Below are 17,413 nucleotides of genomic sequence, written 5' to 3'. Positions count from 1 at the left end.
CGCCGCTGCGGTTGGCGCTGCTTTGCCAAGCGTTTGATCAATAGCAGAGCCAACCGCAGCGGCGGACCGCTCTTAATTCTTAACTCTTAATTCTTAATTCTTTAAAAATGAAGGTTTATAAATTCGGTGGGGCTTCGGTGCGTGATGCGGCGGGCATCCGCAATGTGGGTACAATCATTCAGCGCGAGGCGGGCAACGACCTGATCGTTGTGATTTCGGCCATGGGTAAAACGACCAATGCGCTCGAAGACATTGTGGTAAGCTACATGGCCGGGCGGCTCGACGAAGCCCAACTACGCTGGCAAAACGTGGTTATCACCCATGAATTGATCGTTGCCGAGTTTGAATTGCCCGACGAGCTACTATCTCCCGTACGAACTATTTTCTCATCGATAGCTGGCAAGCTCGGTACAGCTCCGTTGAGTAGTAGCTACGATGCCGTTTATGACCAGATTGTGTCGATGGGTGAACTGATCTCGACCCGTATTGTGGCGGCTTACCTGACCCACATCGGCTTACCGGTGCGCTGGGCCGACGCCCGAACACTGATTCGGACCGACGATACTTTCCGCGAGGGAAAAGTAGACTGGTCCGTGACCCAATCGCTTATTCAGGAGTTTGTGGGCGAATCGACCGGCCTGGTGCTGACTCAGGGATTTATTGGCGGTACCGTAGACGGAGAAGCAACCACACTGGGCCGCGAAGGCTCTGATTATTCGGCGGCTATTTTTGGCTATAGCCTCGGGGCCGAAAGCATCACGATCTGGAAGGACGTACCCGGCGTGCTCAACGCCGACCCGCGCTATTTCGATGATACCGTATTATTGCCCGAGCTGACCTATCAGGATGCCACCGAACTGGCGTATTATGGCGCTACGGTTATTCACCCGAAAACGATAAAGCCGCTTCAGAATAAGGGCATTCCGCTATACGTAAAATCATTCCTGAAGCCCGATCAGCCAGGTACGTTGGTTGGCGCGCCCACCGTTGCCAAGCCTACCCCTTCGTTTATTTTCAAGGTCAATCAACTGCTGATTTCGCTGCACCCCACCGATTTCTCGTTCATTGCCGAAGATAATCTGAGTCTCATTTTCGGCTTATTCGCCACGGCGGGGGTGAAAATCAACCTGATGCAGCATACGGCCCTCAACTTTTCGGTGGTAGTAGACAGCAAGCCCGACCGTATTCCCGATTTGCTCGAACAACTGCGCGCCCATTTCCGGGTCACTTACAACGAAGCCTTGGAGCTCATCACGATCCGTCATTACGACCAAAGCACCATCGACCGTGTCTTGGTAGGCAAAAAACTCCTCCTAGAACAAAAAAGCCGCAGCACGGTGCAGTTGGTGGTGAGGGAAGAAATATAGTTCGTGGTTTGTGGCGTGTGGTTGCGTTGCTATGTGCTGGCGCGAGCGTTTGCTCGTGCCCCTTATTGGCAAGCATTCGCTTGCTGCCCGTGAGGGCAATTGCTGCTGGATACATACCCGTTTTGGAGCTACCGTATTGCCCTGTCGGGCAACAAGCAAATGCTTGCCAATAAGGGGCACGAGCAAACGCTCGCGCCAGCACATAGTAGCGCAACATCAAACCCAAACCTACACACCACAAACTAAAATTTCGGGCACGACAGCATGCCTTTCTTTGGCTTATAGCGAGAGCGGTTGTTTTCGGGGCGGTCGAAGAGGTACGAAATGGATATTTCGTGGGAACCGCCGCTGGCAAAACCGAGGGTCGAGACAGTGGCGTCGTAGCTGTAGCCGATCGAGAATTTGTCGGCGCGGTAGCCAATCAGGGCGGCGAGTGCATCGTGGTTATTGATGCGCTGATCGTACTTTTTAAACGGAATGCCCCGATAGTAGGCCCCCACCGTAATGGGCGAATACGTCAGGTACGCCCCCAGATCAAGCTGGTCGTATTTACCCTGAAACTTATAATGCACTACCGGCGAAATGCTGATTTCGCGATCCATCTCATCGCCATAGCCCGTAAATCCTGCCAGAGGAATGCGCAGACCGGCCTGAAAAGAACCCTTTATGGGCAGTCGGCTGCTGTTGGGTTCAAAGAAACTCTGATCGGGGCGGCTGATATGATGCGCTGAAGCACCCAGCCAAAACCAGTCGGAATAGAACAGACCACCGGTTGAAAAATCGGCGTAGCGGTTGTTGGGCGCGTTACTCAGTGCCGCAATAAGGGCATCGCTGGTGGTGTTGCTGATAAGCCCCTGCGACGAAAACTGATCGCCGAAGGTGAGGCCAAAGTAATTGACATTCCGGTTTACGTAGCTACCCTGCACCCCCAGCCTGACAAACGACGATTCGCTTACCTGAAACTGGTACGCATATTGCGCAGCAATCTCAGTAGATTGTACTGCGCCCTGCCCCTGATTGTCGCTCACCAGCATCAGCCCAAAGCCACTGTTGAGTTTCGGGGCATAATAGTCGAGGCCAACCACCGTGGTGACGTAGTTGGTAATGGCAGGCCACTGGTTGCGGTAATTAATGGTGGCACGCGGTGTTAAGGCCGAACCCGCAAAGGCCGGATTGAGGTATTGCGGGGCCGCGTAGAACTGCGTGAACTGAGGATCCTGCGCAAAACACAGGGGAGCCCACAGCAACGCCAGGAGGCAAAGAATCGTATATCGTATAACCATGCTGGATAAGCAACGCAAATTCATTGCCAAATAGGATAAGCAGTCGAAATTAGATGAGCAGGCATTGGCAGTTGGTGGGTCGATGTGGGTACGCCGGGCGACAACAAAGGTTGCTTAACTCAGCGGTTTACAGGTAAAATTTTACGCGGCAGGATTCGTTTAGTATAACGTAACGGGTCTGTTCTCTGTTATATGATGGCCAGACTTTCGTTCTCTCTCAACAAATGGTAATCCAGGTAAGATACGGTCTTTATTCTATCGTTTGGGCGGTGGTCTGGCTATTGGCGGTCAGCAGCACTGGTTGGGCGCAAACGTCACCCAGCTCGGCGTCGGCCATCCGACAAACCGAACTGGCCAATAAGATTAAAATTGTCGGTAGTCTCTGCGTGCCGCTTTCTACAACTGGCGGAGCCGCCTGCGGCAATGACCCGGTTAACTTCTTCGATGTTGACCCCGCCGTTGATAAAGATAAAACGCAGTGGGTAATTGATGGTAGTGCTCCGCAAACGGGCGTAACGGCCAGTATGTCGTTCACCACGCCGGGTACCAAAACAATCACGATTACTCGTACCATCAGCGTAACCGATGTGGTTACGTCGGTCGTTAGCACCAGCGTGCTCGACCCCACCTCCTTCACCGTCTCGGTGGGCGTTCCCCCGCCGGCCTTTCAGCAGTGGCGACCCGATACCACCATTTGTAAAGGCACCGAAATTACCCTCAACCCCTACCCCGGCGGCGCTCCTTCTAACGTAACGTACCTGTGGTATCCCAAAGGCGAAACTACCCAAACCATCAGTACCACGGCCTCGGGTTGTTATTCAGTTGAAGTAACCAACGAATCGGGCTGTTCTACGCAGGATCGAATACGAGTCAGCCTGTGCCCGGAAGAAAGCGGCTCACCGGGATCGAAATGGTACTTTGGCAACAATGCAGGTCTTGATTTTCAAGGGGATAGTCCAACGCCCTTAACCGATGGCAAGTTAACCACCATTGAAGGCTCGGCCTCTATCACCGATACCAAGGGCAATATTCTGTTCTACAGCGACGGCATCACGGTTTATGATAAAGACGGTAATCCGATGCGCCTGTTCGACCCCATCAGCGGCTCGCTCACCAGCGGGTCGGCCGTATTAGGCGGAAATGAACGCTCTACCCAGTCGGCGATCATTGTACCCAAGCCCGTTTGCCGGGGTTGCGATTACCTCTACTACGTATACACGACTGCCGAAATCAACGGCTCCCGCCAGATCACCTACAGCGTAGTGGATATGCGCCGGAACGAAGGTAACGGGGCGGTGATTCAGCAAAACCTGCCCGTTGTTACCTCATCTACCTCATCGAGCAGTACCGAACGGTCGGCCGCCGTCAGAAATGATAGAGACACGACCTACTGGGTGCTTACCCACGATTATGGCACCAACTGTTTCCGGGTCGATCACCTGACAACGGCCACCAGTTCAACGCAACAACAATATTGCCTGGGTACGCCCCACGATTCACCGGCGCGGGGTGAAGGACAGATCAAGTTCGGTCCGGCTCCACCCGATTCGGGAACAGTGACGACAGGAAATAGCAATACCGCTGTGAGGCCGGTTGCGGTGGTGATTCCCGGCGACCCCAACAGCACCGACCCCGACCGACAAAAAAGCTACGTCGAGATATTCTCGTTCAACACCGAAACCGGGGTGTTGACGGGTCCCGACAAAAAAATTGACCTTGGCCCCGCTCCCCCCACCGCTTATGGTGTCGAGTTTTCGCCCGACGGCTCCAAGGTCTACGTCAGTTTACTCGGCGAAGTCACCAGTGTCTCCGGCGTGCAGACGCAGACGGGATTATCGCGCATTATTCAGTACGATATCACCGTTGACGACCCAAGCAGTACCAGCGCCCTGATCGATGAAAGCACAACCCGGCAATACGGTTCGCTACAGATTGGCCCCGACGGTAAAATATACGTGGCTGTTCAGGACAAAACGTCGCTGGCGGTTATCGATAACGCCGATGGCAGTGCCGGTTTCACTACGAACCCCTTTGAGCGGCCACCTACATTTACGGTAAATGGACAGGATTTGGGCGGAAAAATCAGTCAGTTGGGTTTGCCTAACCAGGTAGTCAACTTCACCGATCCGTCGAGCAGTGCCGGTTTATCGGCCAGTAACGTATGCGAAGGCAACCCGGTTACGTTCGAGATTACACCCTATTGCCCCAAGCTGAAAGAAACCTATAACCTCACGGTCAGAAACAGCGCGGGAGCTATTGTAGCGCAGATACCCTCGTTTACGGCTACCTCGCAAACGGTGCAGCTGACAACACCCGGTACGTATTCGGCCACGCTCGACGTGCGCGTTGTCACCTCGAGCGGCGCTACCTGTACCACTGCCACCGCCGCCACGTCGGTCACGGTCATTGAACAACCGAAACCGTTCGACGTTGGTCCAGATATTGATCGATGTACTGATAAACCCATTTCAGTAAGTATTGCCGCTGAAGCCGAAGAATACGCCTGGGCTTTCCGGGGGCGCATAGTCAGCCGATCCCGGTCGTTGACCACGACCGTGCCGGGTACGTATACCGCTTTTATTGGCAATGGCGGCGAATGTTTTGAATCGGATGTAATCAATATCAACATACGCATACCACCCCGGCTCAATCTCGGCCCCGACTTGCCCATATGCGAAGGTTCGACCCGTACCATTGAAGTACCCGAAGTACAGGGTTATCAGACCTTCGAATGGAGCAACGGAGCCACCACCCGCGACATAACCGTGACCCAGCCGGGTACGTATTCAGTAACCGGTACATTCACCACGCTGGATAATGTGGTGTGTTCGGCCAGCGATTTGATAACTCTGATTCCAGCCAAAAGACCGTTGCTCACCACCAGCTTGACCAACCCCGCCGGTTGTACCACCATCGACGGCGTAATCTCGGTGTCTCCCGCGCCCACCACCATTGCAGTGGGTACAACGTCGCCAACCAACTCGTTTACCTACTCATGGACAACCGTGAGCGGAACGCCTATTTCAACCACGGGCAGTTCGGCGTCGGCGCTCATGCAGGGCACCTATACCGTTAGCGTAACCGACGAAAACACCTGCGAAACAGTAGCGTCGTATGAACTCAGATCAAGAGCATTGCCGCCGACGTTAACGGCGCAAACCGGTCAGCAGTTGTGCAGTGTACCCGGCAGCGGCTCGGCCATACTGAGTGCCACGGGCAGTACGCCCACGCTATACGAGTGGCGAAACAGCAGCGGTGGTATTGTCAGTACCACTCCCGCGCTAACCGGCGTGTCGGCGGGCGTCTACAGCGTTTCTGTGGTCGACAACCTGGGCTGTGTGGCCTCGCTGTCGGCCGTTACGGTGGGCCTCGATACCCGGGCAGCCCTGAATCTTGGTCCCGACCGTAGCAAATGCGTCGGCGACACCGTACTCATCATTCCGCGCGATGGTGGGTTGATCGCCAACGTAAATTATCAGTGGAGCAACGGAGCCACCACGCGCACTCTGTCGGTAAACACCGCAGGTACGTATTCACTCACGGCCACCAACACCCTCAACGGCTGTATTGGCAACAGCAGCCTGCAGGTACGGTTTGTGGAAAAACCCGTGGTATCGGCGGGGGCCAACCTATCGCTTTGTCTGGGCGCGCCGCAGTCGATCACGTCGTTGCAACTGACGGGCAATAGTCCCGGCGGCGGCATCTGGGAAGGTACCGGCGTTAATCCTACGGGCCAGTTTATTCCGTCGGCCGCCGCCATCGGGCAGGTGCTTACGCTGACTTACTCAGTCACCGTGAACGGATGCGCCAACTCGGCCCCGCGCCAGATTGCCCTGAAACAAACACCCCAGGTCAACGCCGGACCCGATGCTGAGTTTTGCGAAGGCGTAAGGCAGGTGTTACAGGCTACCGGTTCGCCGGGGTCACTCTTCCGCTGGAGCGATGGCACGCAGGGCTCGCAACTTGTTCCGCAACAAACGGGGCGCTACACCGTGATAGCCAACCTGGACGGTTGTGAGCAGACCGACATTGTTGACGTGAATGTGTTACCCGCCCCCCGTTTCGGCTTCACCCGCGATGCCGCCATCTGTGTGGGCGACAACGGACAAACGCAACTTCGGGTTGTACCCCAAAGCCCCGATCAGGTGGTGGTCTGGACCACGTCGAACACAACCTCAACCACGCTGCTGGTGAGTCAGGTGGGTACGTATTCGGTGGTGGTGACGGGTAGCAATGGCTGTATTTCCCGCGATGCGGCCCGGGTGGTCGACCTGTGCGAACCCCGGTTGTTTGCCCCCAATGCCTTCTCGCCCAACGGCGACGGCAACAACGATACGTTCATCCCGCTCAACGCCTACACCACTGACCTTGAACTGCGGGTATATAACCGTTGGGGAGAAGTCATCTTCGTGAGCACAACCGAAAACCCCGCCTGGGACGGTACGTACCGGGGCGAACCGGCACAAACGATGGTGTATCCGTACGTGATCTCCTACAAGAGCCAGTATTTCCCCGAGCGCCCCACCGCCGTCAAACGCGGCTCGGTGCTGCTACTTCGGTAAGCCTGTTCAACGGAGCGTTGCTCCGTTAGACTGCAAGGCCAATTTGGCGGATATTTTTTGGCCTTTCGGCCTAACGGAGCAACGCTCCGTTGAACAAACAACTATCTTTGCTTACCCTCAGGCGGGAGTAGCTCAGTTGGTAGAGCGGCAGCTTCCCAAGCTGCAGGCCGTGGGTTCGAACCCCATTTCCCGCTCATTGAAAATCAGCCAGTCAGGTACGTACCTGCCTGGCTGATTCTTTTCTGTACGGATCCCGAACATAGCAGAGGACTTAACAGGAGAACGACAACATATCCGAAGCGGCGGTAGGTGGTCTGGTTAATTCAGCAGAAGTTACCGTATTTGGAAATGAGTAAAACAACTAGGCTTACTTACGGCTATAGTGTCTGCCATTGCTTGTATCTAGTGAAGCAAATGTACCCCTAGTCTGTAGACAAATTCCCACAATATATAACTAGTTATTTTATAGAGTAGTTTATCAAAATACTCACGTACAGACCATTAGTGTAGTAACAAATGCGCTGGCATGATATTGTAAACAGGCAGTTGGAAAATAAAATATCCAACGTTTATCACTCAACATCGTGTTCTTCGAGACAAAAAAGTACCCTCAGGATTACCTTACCGACAAGATGTACCTGGCAGGTGTAGTGACCGGCCTACTTGGTGGTTTGGCCATTGGCCTCCTTTTCGCCCCCCGGTCGGGTAAGGATACCCGCGAGCAGATTGCCGACTCTGTCAGCGATAAGGCCGATAAAGCCAAAGACCGCTGGAACAAGGTGAAGTCGCAGGCGAAAGACAGCTACGACGATCTCAAAAGCAACGTGAGCCATGTTGCCGACGAAGCCCAGGACAAAGCCGAGCAACTGGCCGACGATGCCAAGTCGGGCCTTGACAACCTCAAAGGCAACAGCCGTTTCTTCTAGGCAGCCCTGTTTGGCCGGCTTTTCTGATTTACTCAATACCCATGAAAGAATCCCTGATTCTCCGCAAGTCAGGGATTCGTCTTTTATCACCCGGAATCGGCAACTACGCGCGTCGTACACCAGGCCATAGGGCTCTGTTTGCTGCGCCTTGTCGAAACCATCAATCAATCAACGTTGACCGTTATGGAACGTGAACTTTCTTACTCGAATGATTCGGCTTATGGCCGCACCACTTTTGCGAAACGTATTTCCTGGAGCGCCGTTTTCGCCGGTGTATTGGTCGCTATTGTCAGCCAGATGTTGCTGACGCTGTTGGGTCTGGGCATTGGCCTGAGCACAGTCGATGCAACCACCGAAGCCAACCCAACCGCCGGTTTGGGCACGGGGAGCGCCATTTGGTACATTATCAGTAGCCTGTTGTCGCTGTTTCTGGGCGGCTGGATTGCCGGGCGGTTAGCGAGCGCCCCCCGTTTGTTCGACGGTATCATTCATGGCGTGCTCACCTGGTGTGTGGCCACGCTGCTGACCATTTACTTTCTGACCACAACCGTTGGTAGCCTCATTGGCGGGGCAAGTCGGCTGGTGGGTGGCCTGGTTCGCACGGCGGGCTCGGCTGTTTCGGCGGCTGCTCCCGGCATCGGTAACGCCGTGGAGGGGCAGCTCAAAGAAAACGGCATCGACCTGCAAAACCTGGATTTAGGCGATCTGAAAGACGAAGCCAACCAGTTACTGCGCGAAACCGGCAACGCGAACCTGAATCCGAATAATTTGGAGCGCAAAGCCGAACAGGCAGGTCAGCAGGCGAAAACGGCGGCCAACCGGGCGGCAACCGATCCACAGTCGACAGACGATATTGCGGGCGGGCTATTCAGCAAACTGTTTAAACAGGGGCAAGCAACGGTGAACAGTGTAGACCGGGAAGATGCCGTGAATGTGGTGATGAAACGGACCGGAAAAAGCCGGGCCGAGTCGGAGCAGATCGTGGATAACTGGATCAGCACGTACAAACAGGCAGCAGCCAAATTTGAACAAACCAAACAGGAAGCCCAGGTGAAGGCACTACAAGCGGCTGATGCGGCCGCTGGGGCCGCATCGAAAGCAGCCATATTCGGCTTCTTCGGACTGCTAGTCGGCGTTGTTGCTTCTGGATTTGGAGCCAAAATGGGCACCGAGTCGAAAGAAGGGCGCAATTGATCGAACCGATCTGCGGGAATGACCTGAGAATGGATGGCCGGATAATTACTCAGACTGGGTGGTTGTTCGGCCATCGGTTTTGTCTGAAACCGTAAACGCCGACATGGTAAACTGCCGAATGAGTAAACCTGTTAGCTACGTACCGATGGGCAAATCAAGGGAATGATTGTCAGGAAGGGGGGCTAATTGCTGGAACGCGTCGCGGCGACCGCTGACATCGACATCGTCGAAACGGCGGTAGGTAGTCCAGTCAACGTAGGCGGTGTTGGTATCGGCGTCGAGGTAACCGCCCGAGGCAAGCCGTTCCCGATCCAGTTCAGGTACGTAGCAGACCGTGAGTGATACCGACAGGCCGGGTTTGGGGTAGAATGTCCAGGTGAGTTTCATAATCGGTGAATGAGCGGATGAAGATAGGACAAGCAGGGCGGTTTGCTGGCCTGCTTTTTGTTGCTACACCAATCTAGTATGCAGATAGAATCTGTTGACTTATCAACAATCTGATACTAAACCTTCTGCCCATTAAACGGTCTGTACGTTTATATAGGCCGGTTGGTAGCTGGTCATTGCTCAACGCGCTATATCCAATGAAACAATCTTTCTTTCTCTTTTCCCTGCTGCTAGCCAGCCTGATCGCTTTTTTCATCTATTGCAGCATGTGGATCGACTGGGTGCAGGATATTCGGTCGGGCGTTTATATGCGCCATCACCTGGAGGGTTGGCTGGAAACGGGAGCGTTGCTCGCCTATACGTACCTGGCCTTCCGCTTCGCCGTTAGCAGGCTGAAGCTTTTTTAGGGAGTGTATTTGTCTATTGCCGTTACTCGGAACGCTTCGCCAGTTAGTATTTGTCCAAAGACGTTGCCAAGCAGCGCTTTTTTGTCATCCCGACGACAGGAGGGATCTTCGCTAGGCGTAGGCATTGTTAGCTGCTAGCGAAGATCCCTCCTGTCGTCGGGATGACAAAAAAGCGCCGCGATGACAAAAAACGCAGCATGACAGAAAACGCGGGATGACAAAAAAGCGGCTTGCCAACATCTGCTGGACAAGTATTAGCGCTCCAAGTAAAACGCCGACCTAAATGGCGGCGAAGGTATCGGCAATGGCTTGACGCAGCGCCTCTACTTTCGAGGTCCAATCAATGCCTACGGCCGAATGCCCGGCAGCGTCGGCAATATCTTTTTGCTCCAGTGCATATTTCAGCATGGCTTGTAACTCGGTAAAAGGTAGGGTTGATAGGGATTCCATCTTTTCGTTGGTAGAAAGTAAGGTTGGTACATACGGAAACTGATGCAACCATCATCGTAGAAAACCCACGTCCGCTGTGCTTAACTATACCTGAAACAGCGCCTTTTGTTTTCATATATCCAGCCCATGCGCGCTATCGTACAGCAGTCAATGGCAATCAGCCGGTTTGCTTATTTGCCGATTTACTGGTATTCAATCAAGAAATTTTCTAGAAAAAATCATATTTCAGGCTAATTATTGACTTTTATGGGGCCATATTCCTCAAAAAATCCTATATTTGTACATATGTTCGTTTGCCCTTCACTGTTTCTGCTTACGCCACCCTGACGGCTGATCCCCACTTCTGTAGTGTCTTATTTGTGTGAACTGGTTTTCATCAGTTCAGGATCTCCTTTTGTCTATCAGGTAAATTTTCATGAAACAGTATTTGACGTTATTCGATTTTAGTCAGCGCGTTGACTATAAATCGGAAGTTCTTTCGGGCCTGACCGTAGCGCTGGCCCTTATTCCCGAAGCCGTTGCTTTCGCCCTCATTGCCGGTCTGTCGCCGCTCACCGGTTTGTATGCCGCTTTCACCATGGGCTTCATTACGTCTATTCTAGGTGGCCGGCCGGGCATGATTTCCGGGGCTACTGGTGCCGTAGCCGTTGTTATTGTGGCCCTGGCCAAGAGCCACGGGGTCGAATACATTTTTGCCGCCGTGGTGCTGGCGGGACTCATTCAGATTTTGGCGGGTTTGCTTCGGTTGGGCAAGTTCATTAGGCTGGTGCCGCACCCGGTTATGTTTGGCTTCGTAAACGGACTGGCTATCGTTATCTTCCTGTCGCAACTGGATCAGTTCAAGGCAGTCGACGCCTCAGGTACGTTACAGTGGCTTACCGGTACGCCTCTTGCCGTTATGCTCGGGTTAGTTGGCTTAACAATTCTCATAATCTGGGGGTTACCTAAACTGACGAAGGCGATTCCCTCCTCACTGACAGCCATTGTGGTGGTATCGTTGCTCGCCATCGGGCTCAACATCGACACGCGCACCGTGGGCGATATTGCTTCCATCCAGGGCGGTTTTCCTCCGTTCCACATACCGGCGGTGCCGTTGACGCTGGAAACGCTGTCGATCATTTTTCCCTACGCGCTGATTGTAGCAGGGGTTGGGCTGATCGAAAGCTTGTTGACGCTGAACCTGATCGACGAGATTACTAACACCCGGGGTCGGGGCAACAAAGAGTGTGTGGCGCAGGGTGTGGCAAATCTAACCACCGGTTTTTTGTCGGGAATGGGCGGCTGCGCCATGATCGGGCAAAGCCTGATCAATATTTCGTCGGGAGCTCGGGCGCGGTTATCGGGCATTGTGGCGTCGGTTATGTTACTGGTGTTCATTATGTTCGGCGCACCCATCATTGAAAAACTACCCATGGCCGCCTTAACTGGTGTGATGATCATGGTGGCCATCGGCACGTTTGAATGGGCGAGTTTAAAAACGTTTGGCAAGATGCCCTGGCACGATGTGCTGGTGATGGTGCTGGTGGCCGCTATTACGGTGCTGTTTCATAACCTGGCGCTGGCCGTGCTGGTAGGCGTTGTTATTGCGGCGCTGGTTTATGCCTGGGAAAACGCCAAACGCATTCGGGCCCGAAAGTATGTTGATGAGGCGGGGGTGAAACACTACGAATTGTACGGCCCGCTGTTTTTTGGCTCGGTGATGACCTTCCGCGAAAAGTTCGACGTAGCGGGCGATCCTGATCAGGTCATTATCGACTTCAAAGAGAGCCGCGTGGCCGATATGTCGGGCATCGAAGCCCTGAGCAAATTGACCGCCAGTTATCAGCAATCGGGCAAGAAAGTGCACTTGAAGCACCTGAGCCCCGATTGCCGCCGACTGCTGACCAATGCGGCCAGTATTATTGATGTAAACATCATGGAAGACCCGGACTATAAAGTGCTCTCCGACGATTAATTGCTGGTTTCGAGCGGCTACGTCTGGCATAAACATGTAGATCGCTATGAAAAAGATTTTAAGACTGTTTCACGAGTTTTCAACCTCCGGTTCGCTGGGGGGATTGCTATTGATGATTAGCGTCGTTGTGGCGCTAATCATTGCCAATTCGCCACTGGGTGAATCGTACGCCCATTTTTTATCGCTGGAAGTAGGCACGAACGCACTCGGTCTGGAGCTAACGTACCCCGTTTTGAGCTGGATCAACGATGGCCTGATGGCCATCTTTTTTCTGATGGTGGGACTGGAAATAAAACGCGAGTTGGTTGAAGGTGAACTGGCCTCGATCAACAAAGCAACGTTGCCCATCATGGCCGCGCTCGGTGGCGTTACAATGCCCGCCCTGCTCTACTTTCTGCTCAATCGGGGCACCAATACGGCCGTAGGCTGGGGCATTCCAATGGCCACCGATATTGCCTTTGCCCTGGCTATTGTTACGGCGCTGGGCCGCCGGGTACCTGCTTCGCTAAAAATATTTCTGGCCGCCCTGGCCATTGTCGATGATCTGGTGGCCATTCTGGTGATAGCCATTTTCTACACCTCCGAGCTACACACCAATTACCTGGCTTATGCAGTCGGAGTGTTCGCGTTGCTGGTTGTCTTTAACCGGCTGGGCGTGAAAAATCTGGCTTTTTACCTCATTCCGGGGGCCATTATGTGGTATCTGGTGCACCATTCGGGTGTACACGCAACCATTGCCGGCGTACTGACCGCCATGACCGTTCCCACTACGCCCGACGATACCGAATCGTCGCTGGAGAAGCTGGAACACGCCCTGATCAAACCCGTTAATTTTCTGATCATGCCACTTTTTGCCTTGGCCAATACCAATATCCGGTTCGAGAATGGCATGACAGAAGCGCTTACCAACACCATGGGAATGGGTATTTTGGCGGGCCTACTGCTGGGTAAACCGCTTGGCATTGCGCTGTTCTCCTGGGCATCGGTGAAAGCGGGTTTATGCAGCCTACCCACCAATGCCACCTGGCGGCACATCATTGGGGTGGGTATCTTGGGCGGTATTGGCTTTACGATGTCGATCTTCATTGCCTTGCTCTCGTTCCCGGATATGCCCGCCATTACGGCCGGAGCAAAATTTGCGGTACTCACGGCCTCGATGCTGTCGGGCCTGATTGGGTACGTTGTTTTGCGGGCGGGTAGCGAAGGTTATGCCTTTGCCGACGAGTACTGAAGGTTACCCCCGGCAACGTACCTGCGTTTTCGCCACAGTAATAGCCTGATTGCAAGTTGCTCTTGCCGCAAAAAAAGCCGTATTTTAACGCTTGCATGGGTAAACGGGCATCTATAGCACGGCAATGGCTGAACGGGCCGGGTAGCTTACTAGCTGCCTGGCTATTGGTGTTTCTGCCCATCTGGAACGCCAGCGCCAACCCACCCGCCCAACAGAAAGCGTATATCTCGTATGATACGCCCAGTGGCCCGGTCAACCATCAGGACCTGGCCACACTGGCAGGTAGCCATAGCCCAATGGCGCTGGTTAGCCAACGCGGCGACTTCGCATTTGGCCCTTCACTAAGCATTTTACCCTATACCTTGCCTGACTTCAGGTGGCGGATAAACTTCGTGCAGTTGGCAGGCCATCTGTATGCCTCCCTCTACCCTTCCCGCTTTCGGCAGCTCATCTTCGAGCATCAGATAGCCATCAACGCGCCCTGACGCGATCTCTTGCTTTTTCAAGCCCATTTATTCTTCTGTCGCCTCGGTAACAGAAGCAATCAATCGTTGAACCCGTTCCGGATTTACTGTTCTGAACAGGCATTTTGTATACCTCATCGCACAGCCGTTGATGTAGGCTGTGCGCTTAACTCACTCAACACCATGATTTCACAACCAACTGTCACCGCCTCTGGGCAGGCGCGGCTCCACCGTTTGAAAGATGGCGCTTTTCTCGTTGCCGGTGTGCTTTGCGCCGGTATGGGCCTGAAAGGCTTTCTGCTCCCCAACAATTTCATCGACGGGGGCGCCATGGGCATTTCACTCCTCCTGAAAATCACCACCGACATTGACCTGGCCATCCTGATCATTCTGGTCAATCTGCCGTTTATCTGGTTGGGTTACCGGCAAATATCCCCGGCCTTTGCCATCCGCACCACCATTGCCATCAGTTTGCTGGCGCTGTGCCTGGTGGTGGTTCCGTATCCGCTGGTCACCACCGACAAACTGCTGATTTCTGTTTTTGGCGGTTTTTTTCTGGGTGCGGGCATTGGGTTGGCCATTCGGGGTGGCGGCGTGCTCGATGGCACCGAAGTGCTCGCCATCTGGGTTAGTCGCCGGTCGGCGCTCACGGTGGGCGACGTGATCATGGTTATCAATGTGCTGGTATTTGTGGCGGCGGCCATGCTGCTGAACGTGGAAACGGCTCTTTATGCCATGCTAACGTACCTGGCCGCTTCCAAAACCGTTGATTTCCTGATTCATGGTATCGAAGAATACACCGCCGTGATCATTATTTCTGACCATCATGAGGCCCTGCGCGAAATGATCACTGAAAAGCTGGGGCGGGGTGTTACCGTGATCAAAGGCGAGAAAGGGTACGGCAAACGAGGGCACCGGCAGCAGGATACCAATATTCTGTATGCCGTAGTGACCCGTCTTGAACTCACTCGCCTGAAAGACAGCATTAGCCGAATCGACGAAGATGCGTTTGTGATCAACCACGGCGTCGACGATGCCAAAGGCGGTATGATCAAAGGCCGACCGTTGCATTAACAGGCTCAGCTCCAAACTTACGGGTGTGTAGCAAGTTCTTCTTAGATAAATACTCAACTTACGATTTATGGATTCATATAGTTATGATTTATGGCTGGTGATTTTAGCCCTTGCCATTCTGGCGGTTGCCTGGCTACCGTCGCTCATTGCCGACTACCCCCTTTCTTACCCTATTCTGTTCGTGGTGGCTGGCTGGGTACTTTACAAATTACCGCTTGCCTTACCAGATCCGTTGCCGTTGAGTAATCCTACCCTCACTACTCACCTCACCGAGCTTTGTGTTATTGTAGCCCTAACGGGAACGGGACTCAAAATAGACCGGCGGTTTAGCTGGCGGGGATGGCGCATTCCGCTGAGGCTGGTCTGGCTTACGATGATTGCTACCATTTCGGTGTTTGCATTTCTGGCTTGGACATGGGGAAACTGGCCACTGGCTACGGCGTTGCTACTGGCGGCAGGCCTGGCCCCTACCGACCCGGTACTGGCGGGCGACGTGCAGGTAGGCGACCCCAATGAAGGCGGCGAAGACACCGTACGCTTTGCCCTCACGGCCGAAGCCGGCCTCAACGACGGCATGGCTTTCCCGTTTGTTTTCCTGGCCATTGGCCTGGCGCAGGCAAGCACAAGCCTGACCGAGCAATTGCCGATGTGGTTTTTGTATGACCTGCTGTATCGGGTGAGCGTGGGCGTGTTGGGCGGGTGGCTGTCGGGACGTCTGTTGGCGTATCTGATTTTTGAACTCCCTCAGCGTATTCGGATCAAAACAACGGCCTACGGCTTTGTGGCGCTGGCCGTCACCCTGATTAGCTACGGCGTTACTGAACTAGTGCATGGGTATGGTTTCCTGGCTGTTTTTGTGGCCGCCGTCACCATCCGAAACCATGAACGTACCCACGAATACCACACCTATATGCACGCATTCTCCGACCAGATAGAGCGGCTGCTGATTGCCCTGTTGCTGTTGCTGTTTGGCGGTACACTGGCCAAAGGCCTCCTCAGTGCGTTAACGGTTGAAGATGCTTTTCTGGGAGCCGCTCTGGTGCTGTTTATCAGGCCGTTGGTGGGTTGGGCCACACTCTGGAAAACAAAAACAAGGGGTTTGAAACGCTGGGTTATTGCCTGCTTCGGTATTCGTGGCATCGGCTCTATGTTCTACATCGCTTTTGCCTTGCAAGAGGCAACCTTTGCCGAACCTGAGCGTATCTGGGCACTTACCGGCTGGACCATCCTGCTCTCGGTAGTTCTGCATGGTATACTGGTTACTCCCGTCATGAATCGGCTGGATCGTCATATTCAGCCAACTCCTGCAGCCAACACGTAGAGCCGGAACTATCTGAAGCGTTTATCCTCTTTCAACGGGCAGAGGCACTCCCCTTTTTTCTCCGTCCCGCTAGCCCCCGATAATATGGCCAAGGTTTTAATTCAGTTTGCCCACCCCATTCTCAGTAAGTCGAAAATCCAGGCAACCCTGCTGCAATACACGGCCAACCTGAAAAACGTAACGGTCAACGACTTATACGAACAGTATCCCGATTTATACATTGATGTCGATCGGGAACAGCAACTGTTATTAGCGCACGACATCATCGTTTTTCAGCATCCTTTCTACTGGTATAGCAGTCCGGCCATCATTAAACAGTGGTTCGATCTGGTGCTGGAACATAACTGGGCGTATGGGGCGCGGGGAAAGGCACTCGCGGGCAAGAAAATGATGAACGCCATTTCGTGTGGTGGCGGCCGGGAGGCATATAGCCCCAACGGGAACAACCGCTTCACGATTAACCAGTTTTTAGCTCCGTTTGATCAAACGGCCAACCTGTGTAAGATGACGTACCTGCCCCCGTTTGTTATTCACGCCACCCACCGGCTCACCCCCGATGAACTGGCTACCTGCGGTGAGCAATACCGATCCATTCTGGCAGCACTAACCCAGGATCAGTTCATGCCCCAAGATTTCGAACGTGTACAGTATATCAATGAGTTAGGAGTGAAGGGTGATGTGGTGAGGGGCGAGGGGTGAATTGGTGTTGGCTTGACGCTGGCGCGAGCATGTGCTCGTGCCTTTCATGTCGCAAGCCGGGACGCCGGACCGATTCGCTTGCACAGCGCGAAAG

14 protein-coding genes and 1 tRNA gene are annotated in these 17,413 nt (G+C 53.8%); 12 read left to right on the top strand and 3 right to left on the bottom strand.

From position 1 onward, the window contains the following. The first annotated feature begins 107 nt into the window (after positions 1–107). Positions 108–1,367, top strand: coding sequence for an aspartate kinase (locus ACAW87_RS21225; RefSeq protein WP_370725648.1), 1,260 nt, complete (start codon positions 108–110; stop codon positions 1,365–1,367). Positions 1,368–1,609: 242 nt separating this feature from the next. Here ACAW87_RS21225 and ACAW87_RS21220 read toward each other — a convergent pair whose 3' ends face one another. Further along, entirely contained in the window at positions 1,610–2,650 is a 1,041-nt protein-coding gene (locus ACAW87_RS21220) for a PorP/SprF family type IX secretion system membrane protein (protein ID WP_370725647.1), read from the bottom strand. Positions 2,651–2,874: 224 nt separating this feature from the next. Between ACAW87_RS21220 and ACAW87_RS21215 the strand changes: the two genes are divergently transcribed. The 4 genes from ACAW87_RS21215 to ACAW87_RS21200 all read left to right on the top strand — a co-directional run bounded on the left by ACAW87_RS21215 (position 2,875) and on the right by ACAW87_RS21200 (position 9,332). Next, complete coding sequence (locus ACAW87_RS21215) at positions 2,875–7,212, top strand: T9SS type B sorting domain-containing protein (protein WP_370725646.1); 4,338 nt, start codon at positions 2,875–2,877, stop codon at positions 7,210–7,212. Positions 7,213–7,333: 121 nt separating this feature from the next. Beyond that, a tRNA-Gly gene (locus ACAW87_RS21210) sits at positions 7,334–7,406 on the top strand. A 390-nt stretch (positions 7,407–7,796) separates the two neighbouring features. Then, positions 7,797–8,138, top strand: a complete 342-nt coding sequence (locus tag ACAW87_RS21205; protein WP_370725645.1) for a YtxH domain-containing protein — start codon at positions 7,797–7,799, stop codon at positions 8,136–8,138. Positions 8,139–8,321: 183 nt separating this feature from the next. Next, positions 8,322–9,332: a YrzE family protein gene (locus ACAW87_RS21200; protein ID WP_370725644.1), complete on the top strand. Its 1,011-nt coding sequence runs from the start codon at positions 8,322–8,324 to the stop codon at positions 9,330–9,332. 135 nt (positions 9,333–9,467) lie between these two features. On the opposite strand, the gene ACAW87_RS21195 is transcribed toward ACAW87_RS21200, so the two are convergent. Then, the gene (locus ACAW87_RS21195; RefSeq protein ID WP_370725643.1) at positions 9,468–9,719 is read right to left on the bottom strand and encodes a hypothetical protein; all 252 of its coding nucleotides are present in this window, start codon (positions 9,717–9,719) and stop codon (positions 9,468–9,470) included. A gap of 197 nt (positions 9,720–9,916) precedes the next feature. Here ACAW87_RS21195 and ACAW87_RS21190 point away from each other — a divergent pair, with 197 nt between their 5' ends. Beyond that, positions 9,917–10,126 carry a hypothetical protein gene (locus ACAW87_RS21190; protein ID WP_370725642.1) on the top strand — a complete coding sequence of 70 codons (210 nt, stop codon included), beginning with the start codon at positions 9,917–9,919 and terminating at the stop codon, positions 10,124–10,126. 279 nt (positions 10,127–10,405) lie between these two features. On the opposite strand, the gene ACAW87_RS21185 is transcribed toward ACAW87_RS21190, so the two are convergent. Beyond that, complete coding sequence (locus ACAW87_RS21185) at positions 10,406–10,576, bottom strand: hypothetical protein (RefSeq protein ID WP_370725641.1); 171 nt, start codon at positions 10,574–10,576, stop codon at positions 10,406–10,408. Positions 10,577–10,991: 415 nt separating this feature from the next. On the opposite strand from ACAW87_RS21185, the gene ACAW87_RS21180 reads away from it, so the two are divergent. From ACAW87_RS21180 to ACAW87_RS21155, 6 genes are all read left to right on the top strand, one after another. Further along, complete coding sequence (locus tag ACAW87_RS21180) at positions 10,992–12,530, top strand: SulP family inorganic anion transporter (protein ID WP_370725640.1); 1,539 nt, start codon at positions 10,992–10,994, stop codon at positions 12,528–12,530. 46 nt (positions 12,531–12,576) lie between these two features. Beyond that, positions 12,577–13,761 (top strand): Na+/H+ antiporter NhaA, encoded by a 1,185-nt coding sequence (nhaA, locus tag ACAW87_RS21175; protein ID WP_370725639.1) that lies wholly within the window; start codon positions 12,577–12,579, stop codon positions 13,759–13,761. Positions 13,762–13,856: 95 nt separating this feature from the next. Then, complete coding sequence (locus ACAW87_RS21170; protein ID WP_370725638.1) at positions 13,857–14,246, top strand: hypothetical protein; 390 nt, start codon at positions 13,857–13,859, stop codon at positions 14,244–14,246. A 162-nt stretch (positions 14,247–14,408) separates the two neighbouring features. Next, positions 14,409–15,299 (top strand): YitT family protein, encoded by an 891-nt coding sequence (locus tag ACAW87_RS21165; protein ID WP_370725637.1) that lies wholly within the window; start codon positions 14,409–14,411, stop codon positions 15,297–15,299. A 67-nt stretch (positions 15,300–15,366) separates the two neighbouring features. Continuing rightward, positions 15,367–16,620 (top strand): cation:proton antiporter, encoded by a 1,254-nt coding sequence (locus tag ACAW87_RS21160; protein ID WP_370725636.1) that lies wholly within the window; start codon positions 15,367–15,369, stop codon positions 16,618–16,620. An 84-nt stretch (positions 16,621–16,704) separates the two neighbouring features. Then, positions 16,705–17,319, top strand: coding sequence for an NAD(P)H-dependent oxidoreductase (locus ACAW87_RS21155; protein ID WP_370725635.1), 615 nt, complete (start codon positions 16,705–16,707; stop codon positions 17,317–17,319). The last annotated feature ends 94 nt before the right edge of the window (positions 17,320–17,413 follow it).

Source organism: Fibrella aquatica (genome assembly GCF_041321135.1).
Lineage (GTDB): Bacteria > Bacteroidota > Bacteroidia > Cytophagales > Spirosomataceae > Fibrella > Fibrella aquatica.
The sequence above is the reverse complement of the archived record's forward strand: the minus strand, read 5'-3'. Positions and strand labels throughout refer to the sequence as shown.